Below are 19,125 nucleotides of genomic sequence, written 5' to 3'. Positions count from 1 at the left end.
CCCGGGAACACGCTTCCGGACGGGCCTCAGGCCCAGCGCCGGATCTCGCGCCGCAGGTCGCGCACCAGGGCATCGCCGCGCTTGCGGGCACGGCCGGCGAGTTCGGCCGCGTCATGCCCGGCATGGGAGGCCGTGTCGCGAAGGCTCTCGCCAAGCTCCGAGGCGCGCTCCATCCAGCCCGCCGCACGGCGCGACGGCCGGCCCGAAAGCCGGTCCGCCACCTCGTCCACGCCCTGCCGCAGCGCGCAGAGGAAGGAAGCCAGGATGCTGTCGCGGCGCCGCTCCCCCCGCCGGAGCTGTCGGCGCCCGCCGCTCAGCAGGTCCTGGGCCTCCGCCCGCATATGCTCGACCCGGTCCCGGACATCGCCGGCGAAGCCCTCCACCCGGTCCTGGCCCCGGCCCAGCAGGGAGGCGGCGCTGCCACGCAGGGCACTGACACGGGCGCTGGCACGGTCCTGCGCCGTATCGGCCACGTCCTCCACCCGGCCCCGTGCCCGGCCCAGGAAGGACCGGGCGCTGTCCTGGTAGTCCCCGGCGGTGTCATAGGCGGTTTCCGCCGCATCCTCCGCCCGCCCCCGGACCCGCCCCAGGAAGGAGCGCGCCCCGTCGCGATAGCGGTCGGCCCGGTCATGGGCGGTTTCCGCCAGATCCCCGGCCCGCCCACGGGCCTGTCCCATCAGGCCCAGGGCACTGCCGCGCCAGGACTGCGCCCGGTCCTGTATCCGGTCCTGCGCTTCCTCGGCGAAATCATCCGCCTGACCGCGCCAGCGGCCCCAGAGGGAATGGGCGCGGGAGGCGGAATCCTCCGCCAGATCGCGGGCATCGTGCCTCGCCCGCCCGAACAGCCCGCCCAGCAGGCTGCCGCCCCGGGAGGCCCTGCTCTCCGCCTCGCGCGCCAACTGCTCCGCGCGGCGGCGCGCCTTGCGGGACAGGCCCGCCCATTCATCCCCCTTCTGGCTGCCCAGGCGGGACAGGCCCCAGCGGCCCCGGCGCACCGCCTCCCCGGCCTCGCGCAGCAGGGCGCGGTCGCGGGACTTGCGGCTGTAATGCACGCCCACCGCCACGCCGGCCGCCAGCACGCCCAGGCCGATCAGCACCCCGGTGGTGCCGAGCGGGTTCATCTGCGCCTCCAGCAGCACCGAGGTCCGGCGCGGGGCCGGCTGGTCCTTGATGGCGCCCGTCTCGGCGAGGTCGGCCCGCGGCTCATAGAGGTTGTCGTGGCGGTCCTTGCGGCCCGGGCTCCGTCGCGTCTGGCTCCGGCGCCCGAAGGCTTCCATGAAGCGGTCGGTCAGGCGGGGTGCATGGTTGCCCAGCAGGGCGATGGCATAGCCGCCCATGCCCACCACCAGGGTCCGGGGCGCGTATTCGCAGGCATGCAGGATCGCCTTGGCCACCAGGCGCGGGTGATAGACCGGCGCGGGCAGCTTCAGCCCGGCGCTGTCCGTCACGTTGCGGGCATGTTCCGGAAACAGCGTGTCCACCGAGCTGGGCTTCACCAGCGTCACGGAGATCGGGTAGCCGGCCTCCTCGAACTCCATGCGGAAGGCGTCGGTGATGCCCTTCACCGCGTGCTTGGAGGCGGAATAGACGCCCTGCAGCTCCATCGCCCGGTCCGACAGGACGGAGCCGACATTGACGATGGTGCCGCCGCGCTGCCGGAGATGCTTCGCCGCCACCTGGGTGCCGTTCACGACGCCCCAGTAGTTGACGTCGAAGAGGCGCTTCTGGTCCTCCAGCGGCGTGTCCTCGATCCGCCCATAGATGGCGGTCGCGGCATTGTTCACCCAGCTGTCGAAGCCGCCGAAGCTGTCGATGGCCTTCTGCGCGATCTTCTCCACCGCCGCCGCATCGGCGACATCGGCCACCACGTATTCCGTGCGGCCGCCGCGGGCGCGCAGCTCGTCCCGCAGGGAGCGCAGGGCATCCTCGTTGCGGGCGGCCAGGACCAGCGAGGCACCCCGTTCCGCCGCCAGCCGCGCGGTGGCGAGGCCGATGCCGGAGGTGGCGCCGGTGAGCACGATCACCTGCTCGCGCAACGGCTTGCGATGGGGCTTGGCCATGGTCGGGGTTACTCCCTTGTCTGGGTATCTCCCCCGGTGAACGCCGCGCCTCGCGAGAGGTTGAGGCCGGATTTCCGCGCATCCGCCCTTCCCGCAGGGGATGGCTGTGACATGCGCCGCGGCCGGTCACGGAAAGGCGACCGGCGCCTGCACCCATCCTGCTTGACCCCGGGCCCACGGCCGCTCCCCGTGCCGCCACCGCCCTCCGGCGGGGCACCGCCCCGCCCGGCGCGCCGCGGCCCTGTCTGAAGATCAACCTGTCTGAAGATCACCCTATTTGAAGATCACCGGCGGCGCCTCGTCCTCCCCCATGCCCGGGGTCGGCACGTCGATGGTGACGGAGGCCGGATCGACATTGCTGCCGGCATCGATCCAGTAGGTGACGCTCTCCGGCCAGAGGATCACCACCGCGACCAGGGCGAGCTGCAGCAGCAGCCAGGGGATGGCGCCCCAGTAGATGTCCGAGGTCTTCACCGATTTCGGCGCGATGCCGCGCAGGTAGAACAGCGCGAAGCCGAAGGGCGGGTGCATGAAGCTGGTCTGCAGGTTGATGCAGAGCAGAACGCCGAACCAGACGAGGTCGATGCCCAGCTTCGCCGCCACGGGGGCCAGCAGCGGCACGATGATGAAGGCGATCTCGAAGAAATCGAGGAAGAAGGCCAGGAAGAAGACAAAGACATTGACGAAGAGCAGGAAGCCGAGCTGCCCGCCCGGCAGGTGCGACAGCAGGTGCTCCAGCCACAGCCCGCCATCCACGCCCTGGAAGACCAGCGAGAAGACCGTGGCGCCGACCAGGATGAAGATCACCATGGCGGTGATGCGCATGGTGTTGGCCATGGCCTCCCGCAGCAGCTTCCAGGAATAGCGGCCATTGGCCATGGCGAGCGCGATGGCGCCCACCGCGCCCATGGCCCCGGCCTCGGTGGGCGTGGCGAGGCCCAGGCCGATCGTGCCCAGCACCAGGAAGATCAGCACCAGGGAGGGCACCATGCCCTTGGCCACGCGCCAGATCAGCGGCCAGCCGCGCTGCGTCCGTGCCTCCTCCGGCAAAGGCGGCACCTTGTGCGGCGCCACGATGGACACCACGGCGATGAAGCCGATGAAGAGCAGGATCTGCAGGATCGAAGGGCCGATCGCCCCCGCATACATGTCGCCCACCGAGCGGCCGAGCTGGTCGCCCAGGATGATCAGCACCAGGGAGGGCGGGATGAGCTGCGTGATCGTGCCCGAAGCCGCGATCACCCCCGTGGCGATGCGCATGTCATAGCCGTAGCGCATCATGATCGGCAGGGAGATCATCCCCATGGCGATCACCGAGGCCGCCACCGTGCCGGTGATGGCACCCAGCACCGCGCCCACGATGATCACCGCATAGGCGAGGCCGCCGGGGATCTTGCCGAAAAGCTGCCCCGTCCCCTCCAGCAGGTCCTCCGCCAGCCCGCAGCGTTCCAGCACCGCCCCCATCAGGGTGAAGAAGGGGATGGAGAGCAGCAGGTCGTTGCTGAGGATGCCGAAGACACGCAGCGGCAGGTTGCCGAGATAGTCGGCGGTGAAGAACCCCAGCTCGATCGACAGGAAGCCGAAGAACAGCCCCACCGCGGCCAGGGAGAAGGCCACCGGGAAGCCGATGATGAGGAAGACGATCAGGCCGCCGAACATCAGCGGCGGCATCCACTCGAGGTTCATCTGCGGGGCGTCTTCCTACTGCAGCGGTCGTTCATAGGCGATCACGGCCTCGCCATCCGGCTTCAGGCCGCGCAGCAGGGCGATGCGCTTGATCAGCTCGCTCAGCCCCTGCAGCGTGATCAGCAGGAAGCCCAGCGGCATCAGGATCTTCACCGGCCAGCGGAGAAGGCCGCCGGCATTCTGGCTCCCCTCCCCCCGGACAAAGGAATCCCAGAAGAAGGGCCAGGTCATCCAGGTCAGCAGCGCCATGGCCGGCAGCAGGAAGACGATGATGCCCAGGATATCCACCCAGAGCCGCGCCCGCTCCCCCAGGGAGCCGTAGAGGATGTCCACCCGCACATGCTCGTTGCGCAGCAGCGTATAGGGCGCGCCCAGCATCACCATGCCGGCGAAGAAATACCACTGGACCTCCAGCAGCGCGTTGGAGGACCAGGAAACACCGTAGCGCACGAAGGCATTGCCCGCGCTCACCACCACGGCGATCAGCGTCAGCCAGTCCGCGATCCGGCCGACCCTGGTGTTGATGTCGTCCACCACCCGGGAGAAGGCGAGAAGGGGTTTCATCCGGTCCTCCGGGTGGTGCCTTGCCTCATGGACGACGCTGCTCCTGGGCCTGCATGGCATAGACGAAATTGTCGTAGGTGTTCTCGGCGACGCGGAACCACTGGAGCTGCGTGTCGCGGAAGGTCCGGAAGTGGTCGTAGACCTTCCTGAAGCGCGGGTTGCCCGCCGCCGTCTCGTCATAAAGATCGAAGGCCGACTTATAGGCCGCCTGCATCACCTCCCGTGGGAAGGGACGGAGCTGCGCGCCGCCCGCCACCAGCCGGCGCAGCGCCTGCGGGTTCTGCACGTCGTACTTCGCCATGGTCTCCACCGTCGCGTCGCGGCAGGCGGATTCCAGCGCATCCTTGTAGGTCTGCGGCAGTTCCTCGTATCTCGGCTTGCTGACATAGAGGGACAGGTTCAGCCCGCCCTCCCAGAAGCCCGGATAGTAGTAGAAGGGCGCCACCCGGTTGAAGCCGAGCTTCTCGTCGTCATAGGGGCCGATCCACTCCGCCGCGTCGATCGTGCCGCGTTCCAGCGCCGGATAGATGTCGCCGCCCGCGATCTGCTGCGGCACCACGCCCAGCTTCTGCAGCATGTTCCCGGCGATGCCGGCGATGCGCATCTTGAGCCCGTTCAGGTCGGTGACGGTCTTGATCTCCTTGCGGAACCAGCCGCCCATCTGCGCCCCGGTGGAGCCGGTGGGGATGGAGACCATGTTGTAGCCGTCGAAGAACTCGCGCAGCACCTCGCGCCCGCCGCCCGCATGCAGCCAGGCATTGGTCTGGCGCGTGTTCATGCCGAAGGGGATGGTGGCGTCCAGGGCGAAGGTCGGGTCCTTGCCGACGAAGTAGTAGGAGGCCGTGTGGGCGCATTCGACGGTGTTATTCTGCACCGCATCCGCGACCGCCAGCCCCGGCACGATCTCGCCCGCCGCGAAGACGGTGATGCGGAACCGGCCATCCGTCAGGGCCGCCACCCGCTTCGACATGAAATCCGCGGCGCCGTAGATCGTGTCGAGCGATTTCGGGAAGGAGGAGGCGCAGCGCCAGCGGATCTCCGGAGCGGGCTGCGCGATCGCCGGTTTCGGCAGCCCCGTCGCCACGGCGGCAGCGGGCAGGGCCAGCGCGGGCCCGGCACCCGCGAGGAAGTTCCGACGGTTCATTCTTGTTCCGTTTCCTTCGCCGGCACTTCATGGCACCGGTCTTGCGGAATCTTTAGCTTGCCATTTCCAGGCTGGAAAGATGCCTTTCCGTTGCGTCCGCTCAGGCCGCCTCGCGCCCGCCCAGCCCGCGCACGGCCTCCGGCTCCGGCCCGCCCGCCATCCAGTCCAGCAGTTCCACCGTATGCACCGTCGGGCGCGCCCCACCGGCGAGCTGCGTCAGGCAGCCGATATTGCCCGCCGCGATCAGGTCGGCCCCCGTCCGGTCGATGTTGCCCAGCTTGCGCTCGCGCAACTGCCCCGCGATCTCCGGCTGCATCAGGTTGTAGGTGCCGGCGGAACCGCAGCAGAGATGCCCCTCCGCCGGCTCCTTCACCGCGAAGCCGGCGCGCTTCAGCAGCTCCTTCGGCAGGCTGGTGATCTTCTGCCCATGCTGCAGGGAGCAGGCGGCGTGGTAGGCGACGCTCAGCCCCGGCGCCGGGCGCGAGGGCGCGTAGCCGAAGCGCGTCAGCACCTCCGAGACATCCATGGCCAGGCCGGCGACCCTGGCGGCGCGCTCGCTTTCCCGCTCCTCGCGGAACATGTGGCCATAGTCCTTGACCGTGGTGCCGCAGCCGGAGGTGTTGACGACGATGGCGTCCAGCCCCTCCCCCTCGATCTCGCGGCTCCAGGCCAGGATATTGGCCCGCGCCTGCGCCATGGCCGGGTCGTGGTGGCCCATATGGTGGTTCAGCGCGCCGCAGCAGCCCTGCTCCTTCGTCACCACCACGTCGAGGCCCATGCGGGTCAGCAGGCGGATCGTCGCCTCGTTGATCGTGGGGCCGATCACCTGCTGCGCGCAGCCGGTGAGCAGCGCCACCCGCCCACGCCGCACACCCTCCGCCCGGTGGACCTGCGGCGCCTGCATCGGGCTGGCGGCGGGCAGGCTGGCCGGCGCCAGGTCAAGCATGGCGCGCAGCCGCTGGCTCGTGGCGCCGCGGCCGGGGATCAGCCCGCGCAGCGGCCGGGCGAGGCGCGCGCCCGTCAGCGCCAGCCGGAAGCGCGCCGGGCTCGGCAGCACCCAGCCCAGCACGCGGCGCAACAGGCGCTCCGGCAGCGGGCGGGTATAGGTCTCCTCGATATAGTGCCGGGCATGGTCCACCAGATGCATGTAATGGACGCCGGAGGGGCAGGTGGTCATGCAGGAGAGGCAGGAGAGGCAGCGGTCCACATGCCGCACCACCTCCTCCGTGGCGGGCTTGCCGCTCTCCAGCATGTCCTTGATCAGGTAGATGCGGCCCCGCGGGCTGTCGAGCTCGTCGCCCAGCAGCACGAAGGTCGGGCAGGTGGCGGTGCAGAAGCCGCAATGCACGCAGGTGCGCAGGATCTTGTTCGATTCCCGCGTGTCGGGATCTTCGAGCTGCTCGGCCGTGAAACTGGTCTGCATGTCCGTCTCGTGCTCAGGCCGCCCGCAGGCGCCCCGGATTGAGGATGCCGCGCGGATCGAGCGCGGCCTTGACGCGCCGCGAAAGGGCGGCCAGCGCCGGCACTTCCTCGGGAATGACGGGCACCGCGGCGCGCAGCGGCTCCGGGGCGCGGAAAAGCAGGAAAGTGCCCCCCGCCGCCAGCGCGGCGCGCATCACCGCCGCATGCGCCGCCTCGCTGGCCGGGCCGGCCACCCAGACCAGCCCGCCACCCCAGTCGAGCAGCAGCCGCGCGCCGAAATCGCGCCGCAGCGCCTCCGCCACGCCGGGCGCGGCCGAGGGGCGCACGGAAACCCGCCAGACGGCATCGCCCGGACCGGCAGCGAGCGGCACCGCATCGCGCACCGCGCGCCAGAGGGCACGGGACTCCTCCCCCTCCACCAGCGACAGCGTGCCATAGAGGCCCAGCGCCTCGCGCAGCCGGCCGGCGCGATAGCGGACGGATTCGGCGAATTCCTCCAGCCGCACCACGGCCAGCGGCCCCTCCAGGCCCAGCGCCGCATGGCCTTCGGGCAGGATCGCGGCGGCGGACACGCCAAAGGGGCTCCCCAGCGCCGCCGAAAGCGCGCCCACGCCGCGCGCGAGGTCCGGCACCCGCACGGCCAGCGTCGCCGTGGCCTCGGAGGAAGGCAGGACCTTGAGCGTGATCTCGGTCATCACCCCCAGCGTGCCGTGGGAGCCGGACAGCAGCTTGCAGAGGTCCAGGCCGGTGACGTTCTTCAGCACCCGCCCGCCGGAGCGCAGCACCTCCCCCTCCCCGTTCACGAAGCGCACCCCCAGGACGTGGTCGCGCATCGCGCCGCCGGTGATGCGGCGCGGGCCGGACAGGTTGGCGGCCACCGTGCCGCCCAGCGTCGCCGCCGCCTCCCCGCCGAAAAGCGGGCGCGGATCGGGCGGCTCGGCGATGAGCTGCTGCCCCTTCTCGGCCAGCGCCGCCTCGATCTCGGGGATCGGCGTGCCGGCCAGGGCGGAGACCACCAGCTCCTGCGGCCGGTAGAAGGTGATGCCGGACAGGTTCCGCAGCGACAGGCTGCGCGCCGCCTGCACCGGGCGCAGCGAGGCGCGCTTGCTGCCGCCGCCCTCGACCAGCAGGGGCTCGCCGGCCGCATGGGCCTCGGCCACGGCCCGCGCCACGCCGGCTTCCTCCGCCGGGGCCCAGGGGTCGCGCGGGATATCGCTCATCGTCACTCCGCGGCGAGAGTCTGGGGAGAGGCCGTCTCCAGCGGGAAGACCTTGGAGGGGTTCAGCAGCCAGTCCGGATCGAAGGCCGACTTGATCCGCCGCTGCTGCGCCAGCTCCCTCGGCGTGAACTGTACGCTCATCAGGTCCCGCTTCTCGACGCCGACACCGTGCTCGCCGGTCAGGCAGCCGCCGACCTCGACGCAGAGCTTCAGGATATCGGCGCCGAAGGTCTCGGCCTTGCGGAAGCTCTCCGGATCGTTGGCGTCGAACATGATCAGCGGATGCAGGTTGCCGTCGCCCGCATGGAAGACATTGGCGACCTTCAGCCCGCAGGCCCGCGACATCTCCTCCATCCGGCGCAGCACATGGGGCAGTTCCCCGGTCGGGATGGTGCCGTCCATGCAGAGATAGTCCGGCGAGATGCGGCCGACCGCGCCGAAGGCGCCCTTCCGCCCCTTCCAGATCGCCATGCTCTCCTCGGCCGATTGCGAGACCTTCATGCTGATCGGGTCGAAGCGGGCGCAGATGTCCTTGATACGGCCGAGCAGCATGTCCTGCTCCTCCGGGCTGCCCTCCACCTCGATGATCAGCATGGCCTCGGCCTCCAGCGGATAGCCCGCATGGGCGAAGGCCTCGCAGGCATGGATGCAGGGCTTGTCCATGAATTCCAGCGCCACGGGGATCACGCCGCTGCCGATGATGGCGTCCACCGCCTGCCCCGCGACCTCGACGCCGCGGAAGGCGGCCAGCATGGCCCGCGCCCCTTCCGGCCCGCGCAGGATGCGCACCGTGACCTCGGTGACGAGGCCGAGCTGCCCCTCGGAGCCGGTGATCAGCCCGAGCCAGTCATAGCCCGCCGCGTCCAGATACCCGCCGCCGATGCGGATCACCTCGCCCTCGATGGTGACGAAGGTGACGCCCAGCAGGTTGTTGGCGGTGACGCCGTATTTCAGGCAGTGCGCCCCGCCGGAATTCATCATCACATTGCCGCCGATCATGCAGGCGAGCTGCGAGGACGGGTCCGGGGCATAGAAGAACCCCTCCCCCTCCACCGCCTTGGTGATGCCGATATTGGTGACGCCGGCCTCCACCACGGCCAGGCGGTCCGCGAAATCCACCTCCAGCACGCGGTTCATCCGCATCAGCCCGATCACCACGGAATCCGCCATGGGCAAGGCACCGCCGGACAGGCTGGTGCCGGCGCCGCGCGGCACGACGCGGATGCCGTTCTCGTGGCAGTAGCGCAGCACCGCCGCCACCTGCTCCGTGCTTTCCGGCAGCACCACCGCCAGCGGTGGCTGGCGATAGGCGGAAAGCCCGTCCGTCTCATAGGCGCGCAGGCGCAGGGGCTCGCCGATCACCCCCTCGCCGCGCGGCCCGGCGGGGACGATGGCCCGCAGGGCCGCCACGATCTCTTCCTGCCGGGCGAGGATCTCGGCCTTGGGCGGGAGCTGTGCGAGCATCTGAACCTCCGGTGCGGCAATCATATAAGATATCACACCGGAATGGCGAGGCGGGGCTGCGGCAAACTCCGCTCCGCGCCCCCCGCCCCGAGACACCCCTGGGACACCCCCGGGACAGGCCGGCCCCGGTCAGATCGTCAGGCTGCCCGCCTTCGCCGCGGCATAGCGCTGCGCCACGCGGTCCCAGTTCACCACGTTCCACCAGGCCTGGAGGTATTCGGGGCGCCGGTTCTGGTACTTCAGGTAATAGGCGTGCTCCCAGACATCGTTGCCCATCAGCACCATCTGCCCGGACATCAGCGGGCTGTCCTGGTTCGGCAGGTCGGTCAGCGCCAGCTTCCCGTCCCGGGCCACGGTGACGAAGACCCAGCCGGAGCCGAAGCGCGCCCCGCCGCGCCGGTTGAACTCCGCCTTGAACTTGTCGAAGCCGCCGAGATCCCGCTCGATCGCCTGGGCGAGTTCCCCGGACGGGGCGCCGCCCTTGCCGCCCATGATCTCCCAGAACATCGAGTGGTTGGCATGGCCGCCGCCATTGTTGCGCAGCGCCGTGCGGATGCTTTCCGGCGCGCTGTCGATCCGCGTCAGGAGTTCCTGCAACGGCAGGGCCGCCAACTGGCCCTGGTCCTTCAGCGCCGCGTTGAGGTTGTTCACATAGGCCGCATGATGCTTGTCGTGGTGCAGTTCCATGGTCTGGGCATCGATATGCGGCTCGTTGGCCGTGAAGGCATAGGGCAGCGGCGGCAGCGTATAGGGTCCGGGAGCCAGTGCCTGGGCCCGCGCGGCGCCGGACCCCAGCCCGGAAAGGCGCATGGGAAGAGCCGTTGCGAGGGCAACCGCCCCCAAGGCGAAGCCGCGACGGCCGAATGCTGGGTTCATGACGCTCTTTCCTTCCCTTTGGGCCTTCCCGTTGGGCCTGCCCGTTGGAGCCGGACCCGGCTCTCCCATCGCCCCCGGCATGGTCCTCCGGAACGGCAGGGGCGGGCCCGCACCGGCTGAACGCGCCTCATGGCATCGGGATGCGGGTTTCAGCGGGACTGAAACAAAGGGAGGAGAGGAGCAAGAGCCCTCTATTCGGAACTCGTCAGGCGCAGGCCGATGACCCCGGCCACGATCAGCAGGGCGCTGGCGATCCGCCAGACATTGGTGGATTCGCCCAGGAGCAGGACGCCGACGATGAAGGTGCCGATCGCCCCGATGCCGGTCCAGACCGCATAGGCCGTGCCGAGCGGCAGGCCGCGCATGCCGAAGGTCAGCAACAGGAAGCTGGCCAGCGAGGCCAGGACCGTCAGGGCCGCCCAGCCCCACTGGGTGAAGCCCTGGGACTGCTTGGCCGCGTAGGACCAGACCATCTCCAGCAATCCCGCCACGACCACCATGGCCCAGGCCATCCGCACCCTCCCCCACGCCGCCCGGCCGATGAGGGGCGCCCGGCCCGCCCATCCTGCGGGCAGAGCGCGGGCCACGGAAGATGCCCGCCGATCCCAAGCGCGTGGGTGGCGGCTCAGCGCCCCCGGCGCAGCCAGCCGAGCGCCAGCAGCAGCAGCAGGGCCAGCGCCACCATGATCGTGGCGGCGGCGGTGATGGTCAGGCTGATCTGGTCGTTCAGGCCGGAGAACATCTGGCGCGGCAGGGTGCGCTGTGCCGGGCCGGAGATGAACAGCGCCACCACCACCTCATCCAGCGAGGTGGCGAAGGCGAAGAGCGCCCCCGCCGCCACGCCCGGCGCGATGCGCGGCAGCACCACGCGGCGGAAGGCCAGCCCAGGCCCCGCGCCGCAGGCCGAGGCGGCGCGCAGCAGCACGGGATCGAACTGCGCCAGGGCGGTGGACACGGTGGTGACCACGAAGGGCGCGCCCAGCGCCGCATGGGCCAGGATCATGCCGGTGAAGCTGCTGGTCAGCCCCAGCGGCCCGAAGGCCAGGAGCAGCGCCACCGCCACGATGATCGAGGGCATCACCAGCGGCGTCATCAGCACGCCGAGCACCAGCATCTGCCCCGGAAAGCGCGCGCGCCACAGGCCGAAAGCCGCCGCCGTGCCCAGCACCGTGGCGATGGCGGAAGCGCCCAGGCCGATCACCAGGCTGTTCCGCAGCGCCGGCATCCAGAAGTCGGAGGTGAAGAAGTCGGCATACCAGCGCAGCGACAGCCCCGGCAGCGGATAGGTGAGGAAGGAACCGGCGGAGAAGGACAGCGGCACGATCGCCAGCAGCGGCCCCAGCAGGAACAGCATCACCAGCAGGCCGAAGACCCAGAGCACCAGGCGGGAGGCAGGCAGCCGGGTCATGCCATGCGCACCCTGTTGAACCCGACCAGCCGCGCATAGAGCGCGACCACGATCGCCACCGCCAGCAGCAGGATCACCGACAGCGCCGCCGCCAGCCCCCAGTTCACCGTGCGGTTGGCGTAGAAGCCGATGAAATAGGACAGCATCTGGTCGTTCGGCCCACCCAGCAGGGCCGGCGTCACATAGAAGCCGAGCGCCTGGATGAAGACCAGCAGCGCCCCGGCCCCCACCCCCGGCATGGAGAGCGGCAGCGTCACGCGGCGGAAGACCCGCCAGGGCGAGGCGCCCAGCGACAGCCCCGCGCGCGGCAGCCGCCAGTCCAGCGCCCGCAGCGAGGCATAGATCGGCAGCACCGCGAAGGGCAGCAGCAGGTTCACCGTGGCCAGCAGCACCGTGCCGCGCGTGAAGAGGAAGGAAGCGGGCTCCCGCAGCAGTCCGGTGGCGGCCAGCAGCGTGTTCGCCACCCCGTCCCGTTGCAGCAGCACGATCCAGGCGGCGATGCGCGGCACGTCGCTGATCCAGAGCGGCAGCGTCACCGCGCCCAGCATCCAGAGGGCGAGGCGCGGCGGCGCGGTGGCGATCAGATAGGCCAGCGGATAGCCGAGGATCAGGCTGAGCGCCGTCGCCAGCACGGCGATCCAGAGCGTGCGCAGCAGCACGCCCCGGAACACCGCCTGGTCGGGCGGCACCGCGGCGATATCCCCCGCCGCATCGCGCCGCAGATCCAGGGCGGCGAGCAGGTTCAGATCGGAAACCGGCCCGCCGGTGCGGCGTATGGCGGCCCAGCTTTCGGGCTTCGACCAGTCCGGGCTGGCGGCCAGGATCGTCTCGCGGGCCGGCGCCTCCGGATTGGCCAGCCGCCGCGCCGTGGCCGGCAGGGTGGAGCGGAAGCCGGGAATCTCGGCATTCAGCCGGGCCGCGGCGCGCGGGATGGCACCGCCGCCCCCCGCCTGGTCGGCGGCGCGCGCCGCCCGCAGATCCGCCGCCAGTGCCTCGAAGGCAGCGTCGCCCGGCAATTCCCGCCCGTCCCAGTCCCGCAGCGCGGCCAGGGTGCGCGGCAGCACCGGCGCCACATCCGTCTCCGCCACGGCCCGCCAGAGGAAGGCGCCGATGGGCAGCAGGAAGACGCCCAGCAGGAAAAGCAGCAGCGGCGCGACCAGGAGTGCGGCGGCAAGACGTTCGCGGCGGTTCGGCATGGATCTCCCGGGGAAAGGGTCCGGCGGCCGTCCCGGCCCTCACGCCGGCTCCGGGGCGGCCCGGCGGTGGAAGGGCGGGGCGGCCCCGGCTACCACCCTCCGCCCCCGGCGGAAAGCCGCCAGGGGAGAGTGCCGGAGGTCAGCGCGACAGCCAGTTGTTGAAGCGCTGGCTCAGCCGGTCGAGATTGTCGAGCCAGAACTGGTCGTCGATCCGCAGCGCGCCCTCCATATGCTCCGGCGTGGTGGGCAGGTTGGCCAGGACCGCCGGCGCGATATGGTCGTTGGCGCCCTTGGCGGTGACGCCATAGGGGATCTTCGGCGGCAATTCGGCCTGGATCTCGGGCTGGCCGGCGAAGTTCAGGAACTCCAGCGCCCGGTCGCGGTTCGGCGACCCCTTCATGATCACCCAGGAATCCAGCGTGTAGAGGTTGCCGGGCCAGGAGATGGCGAAGTTCTGCCCGTCCTGCTTGTTGGCGGCGTCGATGCGGCCGTTATAGGCCACGGCCATCGCCAGCTCCCCCGAGGCCAGGAGCTGCGGCGGCTGCGCGCCACGCTCCCACCAGACCAGGCTGCCGCGGATGCTGTCGAGCTTGCGGAAAGCACGGTCCACCCCGGCCTCCGTGGCCAGCAGCCTGTACACCTCCTCCGGCTTCGCCCCGTCGGCGAGCAGCGCGATCTCCAGCGTCGTCTTCGGCCCCCGGCGCAGCCCGCGCTTGCCGGGGAACTTCTTCGTGTCGAAGAAATCCGCCCAGTTCGCCGGGCCGCTCGGCATGCGGTTGCGGTCATAGGCCAGCACGAAGGAATAGAGGATCGTGCCGACGCCGCATTCGCCCACCGCCTGCGGAATGTAGTGGTCCTTCCCGCCGATGGCCGCCCAGTCCATCTTCTCGAACAGGCCCTCGTCGCAGCCGAGCAGCAGCTCCTCGCTCTCGACCTGCACGACATCCCAGTTGTTGGCGCCGGACTGGATCTTGGCGCGCAGCACGCCGACGCCGCCATCCCAGCTTTCCTCCAGCAGCCGCGTGTTCGTCTTGGTCTGGAAGGGGCGGAAATAGACCTCCCGCTGCGCATCCTGATAGGCGCCGCCCCAGGACACCACGGTCAGGTCGCGCTGCTGTGCCCGCGCCGGAGCCGCCGCCAGGACGGGGGCCAGGACCGGCAGGCAGGCCGCCAGCCACGCGGCCCGGAAAAACCCCCTCCGGGCGATGCCCGCCCTCCCGGTCCCACGCCCGACCGGAAACACGATTCGCGGCACCATGATCTGCCTCCCTGCCCTGCCGCCGGAGGCTAGAGCAAAGCTCCGCCAGCGGGAACGGCGGCGGAACGGGGCGGGAAGAACTTCGTCGCCTCGCCTGCCATGGCAGAGGCAGGAACTTCTGCACCGCAGCAAATTTTTCCTAAAAGATCCACAAAAGAAACAAAATTCTTGCGAAGCAGCTCAAATCATATCAATTTTGATCCATTATGAATGAACGGACATGGATGTGAGATGAACCGACAGGGCAGCGACGATCCGATCCTGACGGCCCTGCGAGGCCGTTCCGTCCTCGTGACCGGGGCGCGCGGCTTCATCGGCAGCGCCCTGTGCCGCGCCCTGCTGGAGGCCGGCGCCGAGGTGCACGGCACCACGCGCAGCGAGATCCCGCAGGACGAGGATGACAAGCCGGCGCCGCTCTGGTGGCGCTGCGATCCGGCCTCGCCCGGCGAGGCCGAGTCGCTCCTCCGCCTGACGCAGCCCGAGATCATCTTCCACATGAGCGCCGCGGTGACGGGATCGCGCAGCATCGAGGCCGTCCTGCCCACGCTGCGCGACAATCTCGTGAGCACCGTCAACATCCTGATGGCCGCCGCCGGGCGGGGGGTGGAGCGCGTGGTGCTGGCCGGCTCGGTCGAGGCGCATGCGGCGCCGGACGAGGCGCCGCGCTCGCCCTACGCCGCCTCGAAGGCCGCCGCCACCGCCTATGCCCGGATGTTCGACAGCCTCTACGACACGCGCTGCGTCGATATCCGCATCGCGATGACCTACGGCCCCGGCCAGCGCGACGCCAGCAAGCTGGTGCCCTACGTGATCGAGGAGCTGCGCCATGGCCGGGCGCCGCATCTCGGCAATGGCGGCCGCCTCGCCGACTGGACCTATGTGGACGACATCGTCGATGCGCTGGTCCACGCCGCGGTCAGCAAGGCGGCGCTCGGCCGGAGCATCGAGGTCGGCACCGGCGTCACCCATTCGGTGCGGGACGTGGTGCAGAAGCTGGTGGCCCTGATCGACCCCTCGGTCGAGCCGGTCTACGGCGCCCTGCCGCCGCGCCCGCACGATCTGGAAACGGCGGTGGACACACGGCCCGCCTGGAACCTGCTGAACTGGGTGCCGCGCGTCACCCTGGATGCGGGCCTGCGGCGCACGGTCGAGGCCAGGCTGGGCCAGGGCATCCTGCGGCGGCATCCGCGCCGGGTGGAATGGCAGGCCGTCGGGCCGCGCGCGGCCCTGCTGCCGCCGAACCTGCTGCAGGGCTGAGGCCCCCGCCCCGCGTCACTCCACCGGAAAGGCGATGGCCTGCGACAGGTCCCAGGCCAGGGCCGCCACGCCGCCGGGCTGGGGCAGCACGCCGGTGGCGGGCCGCTTGGCGATCACCTCGGCACGCGGCCCCTCCCCTTCGCCGCCACCCCCTTGGCCGATCGAGAGGCGCAGGCGCAGGTGGTCGCCGCCGAAGACGATCTCCTCCAGCCGGGCCGGCACCGCATCCTCCCCCATCTCCTCCGCCCGCATGGCCGCGACCGCCAGCCGCTCCGGCCGGATCGCGACGATGCAGCGGCTGCCGGGCCCCACGCCCACGGCGGCGGTGGCCCGCACCACCACGCCACAATCCAGCCGGATGCGCGCCTCCTCCATCTCCATGGCCAGGACATGGCCGGGCAGGCTGTTGTTCTCCCCGACGAAGCCGGCCACGAAGGCATCGGCCGGGTGGTCATAGATGTCGCGCGGCGCGGCGAGCTGCCGGATGCGCCCCGCCCGGAACACCGCCACGCGGTCGGACAGGACCAGCGCCTCCCCCTGGTCATGGGTGACGTACATCATGGTCAGGCCGAGTTCGCGGTGCAGGCGGCGGATCTCGAACTGCATCTCCTCGCGCAGCGACTTGTCCAGCGCGCCGAGCGGCTCGTCCAGCAGCACGATCGGCGGCTCGAAGACCAGGGCACGGGCCAGGGCGACGCGCTGCTGCTGCCCGCCGGAAAGCTGCGCCGGCCGCCGGTCGCCCAGCCCGGGCAGGCGCACCGTCTCCAGCGCCCGCCGCGCGCGGGCCTCGCGCTCCGCCCGCGCCACGCCCCGCGGCTCCAGCGGAAAGGCGATGTTCTCCGCCACGGTCATGTGCGGGAACAGGGCATAGGACTGGAACACCACGCCGATGCCGCGCCGGTGCGGCGGGGTATGGGCGATGTCCTGGCCGTCCAGAAGGATGCGCCCCTGGCTGGGCTGCTCGAAGCCCGCCAGCATCATCAGCGTCGTGGTCTTGCCCGAGCCGGACGGGCCCAGCAGCGTCAGCAGCTCCCCCCGGCGCACGGACAGGTTGAGGCCACGCACCGCCGGCGCACCGGTGTCGTAGCGTTTTTCCACATCCTCGAAGCGCACCAGATGGGTCGTCATGGCCGCGGAAACTGCGGGTCCCCCCGGTTGCCGTCAACCACCTCTCCGGTGCCATGATGCGGGAGAGACAGGAAGGGGGGATGGCGATGGGCCAGGAGCAGCCGGAGCAGCAGCCGAAGGGACAGGCCGGGATCACGGCGCGGATCGAGGGCGCCGCCGGAGTGATCCAGCTCGACCGGCCGAAGGCGCTGAACGCGCTGGACCAGCCGATGATCGGCGCGCTGGCCGAGGCCCTGCGCCGCTTCGGCGAGGACCCGGCGGTGCGCCTGGTCCTGCTGGAAGGGCTGGGCGGCCGCGCCTTCTGCGCCGGCGGCGACATCCGCTTCGTGCGGCAGGCGGTGCTGGACGGGCGCGGAGAGGAAGCCGACCACTTCTTCGCCGCGGAATACGCGCTGAACGGCGCCATCGCCGCCTTTCCCAAGCCCTGGATCAGCCTGATCGACGGGATCTGCATGGGCGGCGGCATCGGGATCTCCCTGCATGGCTCCCACCGCGTGGTGACGGAGAAGGCGCTGCTCGCCATGCCGGAAACCGCGATCGGCTTCTTCCCCGATGTCGGCACATCCTATTGCCTGCCGCGCCTGGAAGGGGCGATCGGGAACTGGCTGGGCCTGACCGGCGCCCGGCTGCGCGGGGCCGAAGCGGTGGAGGCCGGGCTGGCCACGCATTACTGCCCCTCCGGGGAACTGCCGGCCCTGCGCCGGTCGCTGCTGCAAGGCGATGCCGAGGCCGCCATCGCGGCCCATGCGCGCCCGGCCCCGCAGGGCGCGGTGACGGCGCAGGCGGAGGCGATCTACCGCTGCTACGGCAGCGGCACCGTGCCGCATATCCTGGAAGCGCTGGAGGCCGAGGGAACCGGCTGGGCCTCGGAACAGATCGCCACGCTGCGCCGGATGTCGCCGATGAGCCTCTGCATCACGCGGGAACTGTTCCGCATCGGCGGCGGGCACGACCTCGCCACCTGCCTCCGGACCGAGCTGGCCCTGGCGCGGCGGGTGATCCGGCAGCCGGATTTCGCGGAAGGGGTGCGCGCCGTGGTGGTGGACAAGGACCAGTCGCCGCGCTGGCGCCCCGACCGGATCGAGGCGGTGGAGATGGAGGCGGTGCGGGCGATGCTCGCGCCCTGACGCGCAGTTCCCGGCGTTCCCGCCGGGCCGGCCCTGGTCTAAGCGGGAACGGAAGCGCCCATGCGAGGCGTGATCCGACACCATCAGAAGGCTTCGCCGATGACAGAAGCGGCACCGGCCATCCTGCCGGAACTCAAATCCCTGCGCGACAGCATCGACAACATCGATGCGGCGATCATCCACATGCTGGCGGAACGCTTCCGCTGCACCCAGCGCGTCGGCCATCTGAAGGCCGAGCACCACCTCCCGCCCGCCGATCCGTCGCGGGAGGCACAACAGGTCGCGCGGCTGCGCCGCCTCGCCGCCGATGCGAAGCTGGACCCGGAATTCGCCGAGAAGTTCCTGGCCTTCGTGGTGAAGGAGGTGATCCGCCACCACGAGGCCGTCCCGCGCGCCACCGGCTGATCCGGACGGCGGCCCTCCCCTGGCCACCCCGGGAAACCGGGGTTCCTGGCGGATGGGGGTATCGGGTGCAAGGCGGAGCCTTCCCCCGGGCCACGGGCGCCCCAGCAGGCGCCCCAACCGGACCCGCCACGCGGGACGAGGCACGGCCACCACACCATGAACCTCCCTTGCCATCCCACGCATGGTGGGATATAGGAATTATATCCTCGAACTTGTCTGCCCCGCCTCCAACCGAACCGAAGGCTGTGTGCCATCGGTTTGGACGGATAAAGGCTTAAAATCCTAAAATGCTAAAACCCCAAAACAGCGCCGGCGGGTCACGCCCCATGCGCCCCCGGCCACTGGCGGCCGCTCAGGACAGCCCCAGCAGCCCCCGGCTGAGGGCGCTGCTCTGGGCCTTGGGGCCGATGAAGGCAGAGAGCATGCGAGCCCCCAGGGGATTGTCCATCCGCACGGGGCGCTCGCCCGCATAGGCGATCTCGGCATGGTCGGGCAGGAAGAGCCAGGTCTCCTCCTCCCCCGCCCGCAGGTCGCGCAGCCGGGCACGGAAGTCGTCCGGCATGGCGCAGGCACAGCGCTCGCGGAACCCGTCCTCCCAGCCCGAGACCAGCCTGTCGCGCGGGATGTCGCGGGAATAGCGCAGGACCAGCAGCTTCACCTGCGTCGAGGCCAGGATCGCCTCCGCGTCATGGCTGGCGGTTTCCAGGTAGAGCGCCGCGCGGAAGGCCTCGAACAGGAAGACCCGCCGCAGGCCGGTGCCGTTCAGCACGAGCCGGCGCCCGGCGACCCGGAGGCTCGGCGGCGGTGCCTGCTGCGCCCCCGCCGGAACCGGCAGGGCGAGCAGCGGCAGGAGCGACAGGCCGGCACGGCGGGTCAGCAGGGGCAAGGGCGGCGTCTCCGGAGGCAGGCGG

17 protein-coding genes are annotated in these 19,125 nt (G+C 70.7%); 3 read left to right on the top strand and 14 right to left on the bottom strand.

Annotated elements, in window-relative coordinates; translation table 11 throughout:
- Positions 1 to 26: 26 nt before the first annotated feature.
- The 12 genes from MVG78_RS09530 to MVG78_RS09475 form a co-directional block, all read right to left on the bottom strand.
- Positions 27 to 2,060, bottom strand: a complete 2,034-nt coding sequence (locus tag MVG78_RS09530; RefSeq protein WP_247550981.1) for an SDR family oxidoreductase — start codon at positions 2,058 to 2,060, stop codon at positions 27 to 29.
- Positions 2,061 to 2,333: 273 nt separating this feature from the next.
- Entirely contained in the window at positions 2,334 to 3,746 is a 1,413-nt protein-coding gene (locus MVG78_RS09525; protein WP_247550979.1) for a TRAP transporter large permease, read from the bottom strand.
- Positions 3,747 to 3,761: 15 nt separating this feature from the next.
- Positions 3,762 to 4,310, bottom strand: a complete 549-nt coding sequence (locus tag MVG78_RS09520; RefSeq protein ID WP_247550977.1) for a TRAP transporter small permease subunit — start codon at positions 4,308 to 4,310, stop codon at positions 3,762 to 3,764.
- Positions 4,311 to 4,335: 25 nt separating this feature from the next.
- Positions 4,336 to 5,454 carry a TRAP transporter substrate-binding protein gene (locus MVG78_RS09515; RefSeq protein WP_247550975.1) on the bottom strand — a complete coding sequence of 373 codons (1,119 nt, stop codon included), beginning with the start codon at positions 5,452 to 5,454 and terminating at the stop codon, positions 4,336 to 4,338.
- A 100-nt stretch (positions 5,455 to 5,554) separates the two neighbouring features.
- Positions 5,555 to 6,877, bottom strand: a complete 1,323-nt coding sequence (glcF, locus tag MVG78_RS09510) for a glycolate oxidase subunit GlcF (RefSeq protein ID WP_247550973.1) — start codon at positions 6,875 to 6,877, stop codon at positions 5,555 to 5,557.
- Between the two features lie 13 nt (positions 6,878 to 6,890).
- Positions 6,891 to 8,096, bottom strand: a complete 1,206-nt coding sequence (locus MVG78_RS09505; RefSeq protein ID WP_247550971.1) for an FAD-binding protein — start codon at positions 8,094 to 8,096, stop codon at positions 6,891 to 6,893.
- 2 nt (positions 8,097 to 8,098) lie between these two features.
- A complete protein-coding gene (locus tag MVG78_RS09500) occupies positions 8,099 to 9,559 on the bottom strand; it encodes an FAD-linked oxidase C-terminal domain-containing protein (RefSeq protein ID WP_247550969.1) in 1,461 nt (486 codons plus the stop codon).
- A 129-nt stretch (positions 9,560 to 9,688) separates the two neighbouring features.
- Positions 9,689 to 10,435, bottom strand: a complete 747-nt coding sequence (locus MVG78_RS09495; protein ID WP_428480627.1) for a superoxide dismutase — start codon at positions 10,433 to 10,435, stop codon at positions 9,689 to 9,691.
- Positions 10,436 to 10,626: 191 nt separating this feature from the next.
- Positions 10,627 to 10,947 carry a DMT family transporter gene (locus tag MVG78_RS09490; protein ID WP_247550967.1) on the bottom strand — a complete coding sequence of 107 codons (321 nt, stop codon included), beginning with the start codon at positions 10,945 to 10,947 and terminating at the stop codon, positions 10,627 to 10,629.
- 113 nt (positions 10,948 to 11,060) lie between these two features.
- Complete coding sequence (locus MVG78_RS09485; RefSeq protein ID WP_247550965.1) at positions 11,061 to 11,843, bottom strand: ABC transporter permease; 783 nt, start codon at positions 11,841 to 11,843, stop codon at positions 11,061 to 11,063.
- The gene (locus MVG78_RS09480; RefSeq protein WP_247550963.1) at positions 11,840 to 13,039 is read right to left on the bottom strand and encodes an ABC transporter permease; all 1,200 of its coding nucleotides are present in this window, start codon (positions 13,037 to 13,039) and stop codon (positions 11,840 to 11,842) included. The genes MVG78_RS09485 and MVG78_RS09480 overlap by 4 nt, the downstream gene beginning before the upstream one ends.
- Before the next feature lie 139 nt (positions 13,040 to 13,178).
- Positions 13,179 to 14,297, bottom strand: a complete 1,119-nt coding sequence (locus tag MVG78_RS09475; RefSeq protein WP_247550962.1) for an ABC transporter substrate-binding protein — start codon at positions 14,295 to 14,297, stop codon at positions 13,179 to 13,181.
- A gap of 231 nt (positions 14,298 to 14,528) precedes the next feature.
- Here MVG78_RS09475 and MVG78_RS09470 point away from each other — a divergent pair, with 231 nt between their 5' ends.
- A complete protein-coding gene (locus MVG78_RS09470; RefSeq protein WP_247550959.1) occupies positions 14,529 to 15,554 on the top strand; it encodes an NAD-dependent epimerase/dehydratase family protein in 1,026 nt (341 codons plus the stop codon).
- Positions 15,555 to 15,569: 15 nt separating this feature from the next.
- Here the strand turns inward: MVG78_RS09470 and MVG78_RS09465 are convergent, their stop codons facing one another.
- Positions 15,570 to 16,682, bottom strand: coding sequence for an ABC transporter ATP-binding protein (locus MVG78_RS09465; RefSeq protein ID WP_247550957.1), 1,113 nt, complete (start codon positions 16,680 to 16,682; stop codon positions 15,570 to 15,572).
- 80 nt (positions 16,683 to 16,762) lie between these two features.
- Between MVG78_RS09465 and MVG78_RS09460 the strand changes: the two genes are divergently transcribed.
- The gene (locus MVG78_RS09460; RefSeq protein ID WP_247550955.1) at positions 16,763 to 17,809 is read left to right on the top strand and encodes an enoyl-CoA hydratase/isomerase family protein; all 1,047 of its coding nucleotides are present in this window, start codon (positions 16,763 to 16,765) and stop codon (positions 17,807 to 17,809) included.
- A 99-nt stretch (positions 17,810 to 17,908) separates the two neighbouring features.
- On the top strand, positions 17,909 to 18,214 hold the full coding sequence (locus tag MVG78_RS09455) for a chorismate mutase (protein ID WP_247550953.1): 306 nt from the start codon (positions 17,909 to 17,911) through the stop codon (positions 18,212 to 18,214).
- A gap of 352 nt (positions 18,215 to 18,566) precedes the next feature.
- Here MVG78_RS09455 and MVG78_RS09450 read toward each other — a convergent pair whose 3' ends face one another.
- Positions 18,567 to 19,100, bottom strand: coding sequence for a chalcone isomerase family protein (locus tag MVG78_RS09450; protein ID WP_247550951.1), 534 nt, complete (start codon positions 19,098 to 19,100; stop codon positions 18,567 to 18,569).
- Positions 19,101 to 19,125 lie beyond the last annotated feature (25 nt).

This window comes from Roseomonas gilardii subsp. gilardii (assembly GCF_023078375.1).
GTDB lineage: Bacteria > Pseudomonadota > Alphaproteobacteria > Acetobacterales > Acetobacteraceae > Roseomonas > Roseomonas gilardii.
The sequence above is the reverse complement of the archived record's forward strand: the minus strand, read 5'-3'. Positions and strand labels throughout refer to the sequence as shown.

Excerpts from the sequence above, each read along its gene's own strand:
- MVG78_RS09490 (WP_247550967.1), bottom strand. The coding sequence starts at position 10,947 with ATGGCCTGGGCCATGGTGGTCGTGGCGGGATTGCTGGAGATGGTCTGG.
- MVG78_RS09500 (WP_247550969.1), bottom strand. The coding sequence starts at position 9,559 with ATGCTCGCACAGCTCCCGCCCAAGGCCGAGATCCTCGCCCGGCAGGAA.
- MVG78_RS09470 (WP_247550959.1), top strand. The coding sequence starts at position 14,529 with ATGAACCGACAGGGCAGCGACGATCCGATCCTGACGGCCCTGCGAGGC.
- MVG78_RS09455 (WP_247550953.1), top strand. The coding sequence starts at position 17,909 with ATGACAGAAGCGGCACCGGCCATCCTGCCGGAACTCAAATCCCTGCGC.
- MVG78_RS09465 (WP_247550957.1), bottom strand. The coding sequence starts at position 16,682 with ATGACGACCCATCTGGTGCGCTTCGAGGATGTGGAAAAACGCTACGAC.
- MVG78_RS09515 (WP_247550975.1), bottom strand. The coding sequence starts at position 5,454 with ATGAACCGTCGGAACTTCCTCGCGGGTGCCGGGCCCGCGCTGGCCCTG.
- MVG78_RS09530 (WP_247550981.1), bottom strand. The coding sequence starts at position 2,060 with ATGGCCAAGCCCCATCGCAAGCCGTTGCGCGAGCAGGTGATCGTGCTC.
- MVG78_RS09485 (WP_247550965.1), bottom strand. The coding sequence starts at position 11,843 with ATGACCCGGCTGCCTGCCTCCCGCCTGGTGCTCTGGGTCTTCGGCCTG.
- MVG78_RS09480 (WP_247550963.1), bottom strand. The coding sequence starts at position 13,039 with ATGCCGAACCGCCGCGAACGTCTTGCCGCCGCACTCCTGGTCGCGCCG.
- MVG78_RS09525 (WP_247550979.1), bottom strand. The coding sequence starts at position 3,746 with ATGAACCTCGAGTGGATGCCGCCGCTGATGTTCGGCGGCCTGATCGTC.
- MVG78_RS09475 (WP_247550962.1), bottom strand. The coding sequence starts at position 14,297 with ATGGTGCCGCGAATCGTGTTTCCGGTCGGGCGTGGGACCGGGAGGGCG.
- glcF (WP_247550973.1), bottom strand. The coding sequence starts at position 6,877 with ATGCAGACCAGTTTCACGGCCGAGCAGCTCGAAGATCCCGACACGCGG.
- MVG78_RS09495 (WP_428480627.1), bottom strand. The coding sequence starts at position 10,435 with ATGAACCCAGCATTCGGCCGTCGCGGCTTCGCCTTGGGGGCGGTTGCC.
- MVG78_RS09460 (WP_247550955.1), top strand. The coding sequence starts at position 16,763 with ATGGCGATGGGCCAGGAGCAGCCGGAGCAGCAGCCGAAGGGACAGGCC.
- MVG78_RS09505 (WP_247550971.1), bottom strand. The coding sequence starts at position 8,096 with ATGAGCGATATCCCGCGCGACCCCTGGGCCCCGGCGGAGGAAGCCGGC.
- MVG78_RS09520 (WP_247550977.1), bottom strand. The coding sequence starts at position 4,310 with ATGAAACCCCTTCTCGCCTTCTCCCGGGTGGTGGACGACATCAACACC.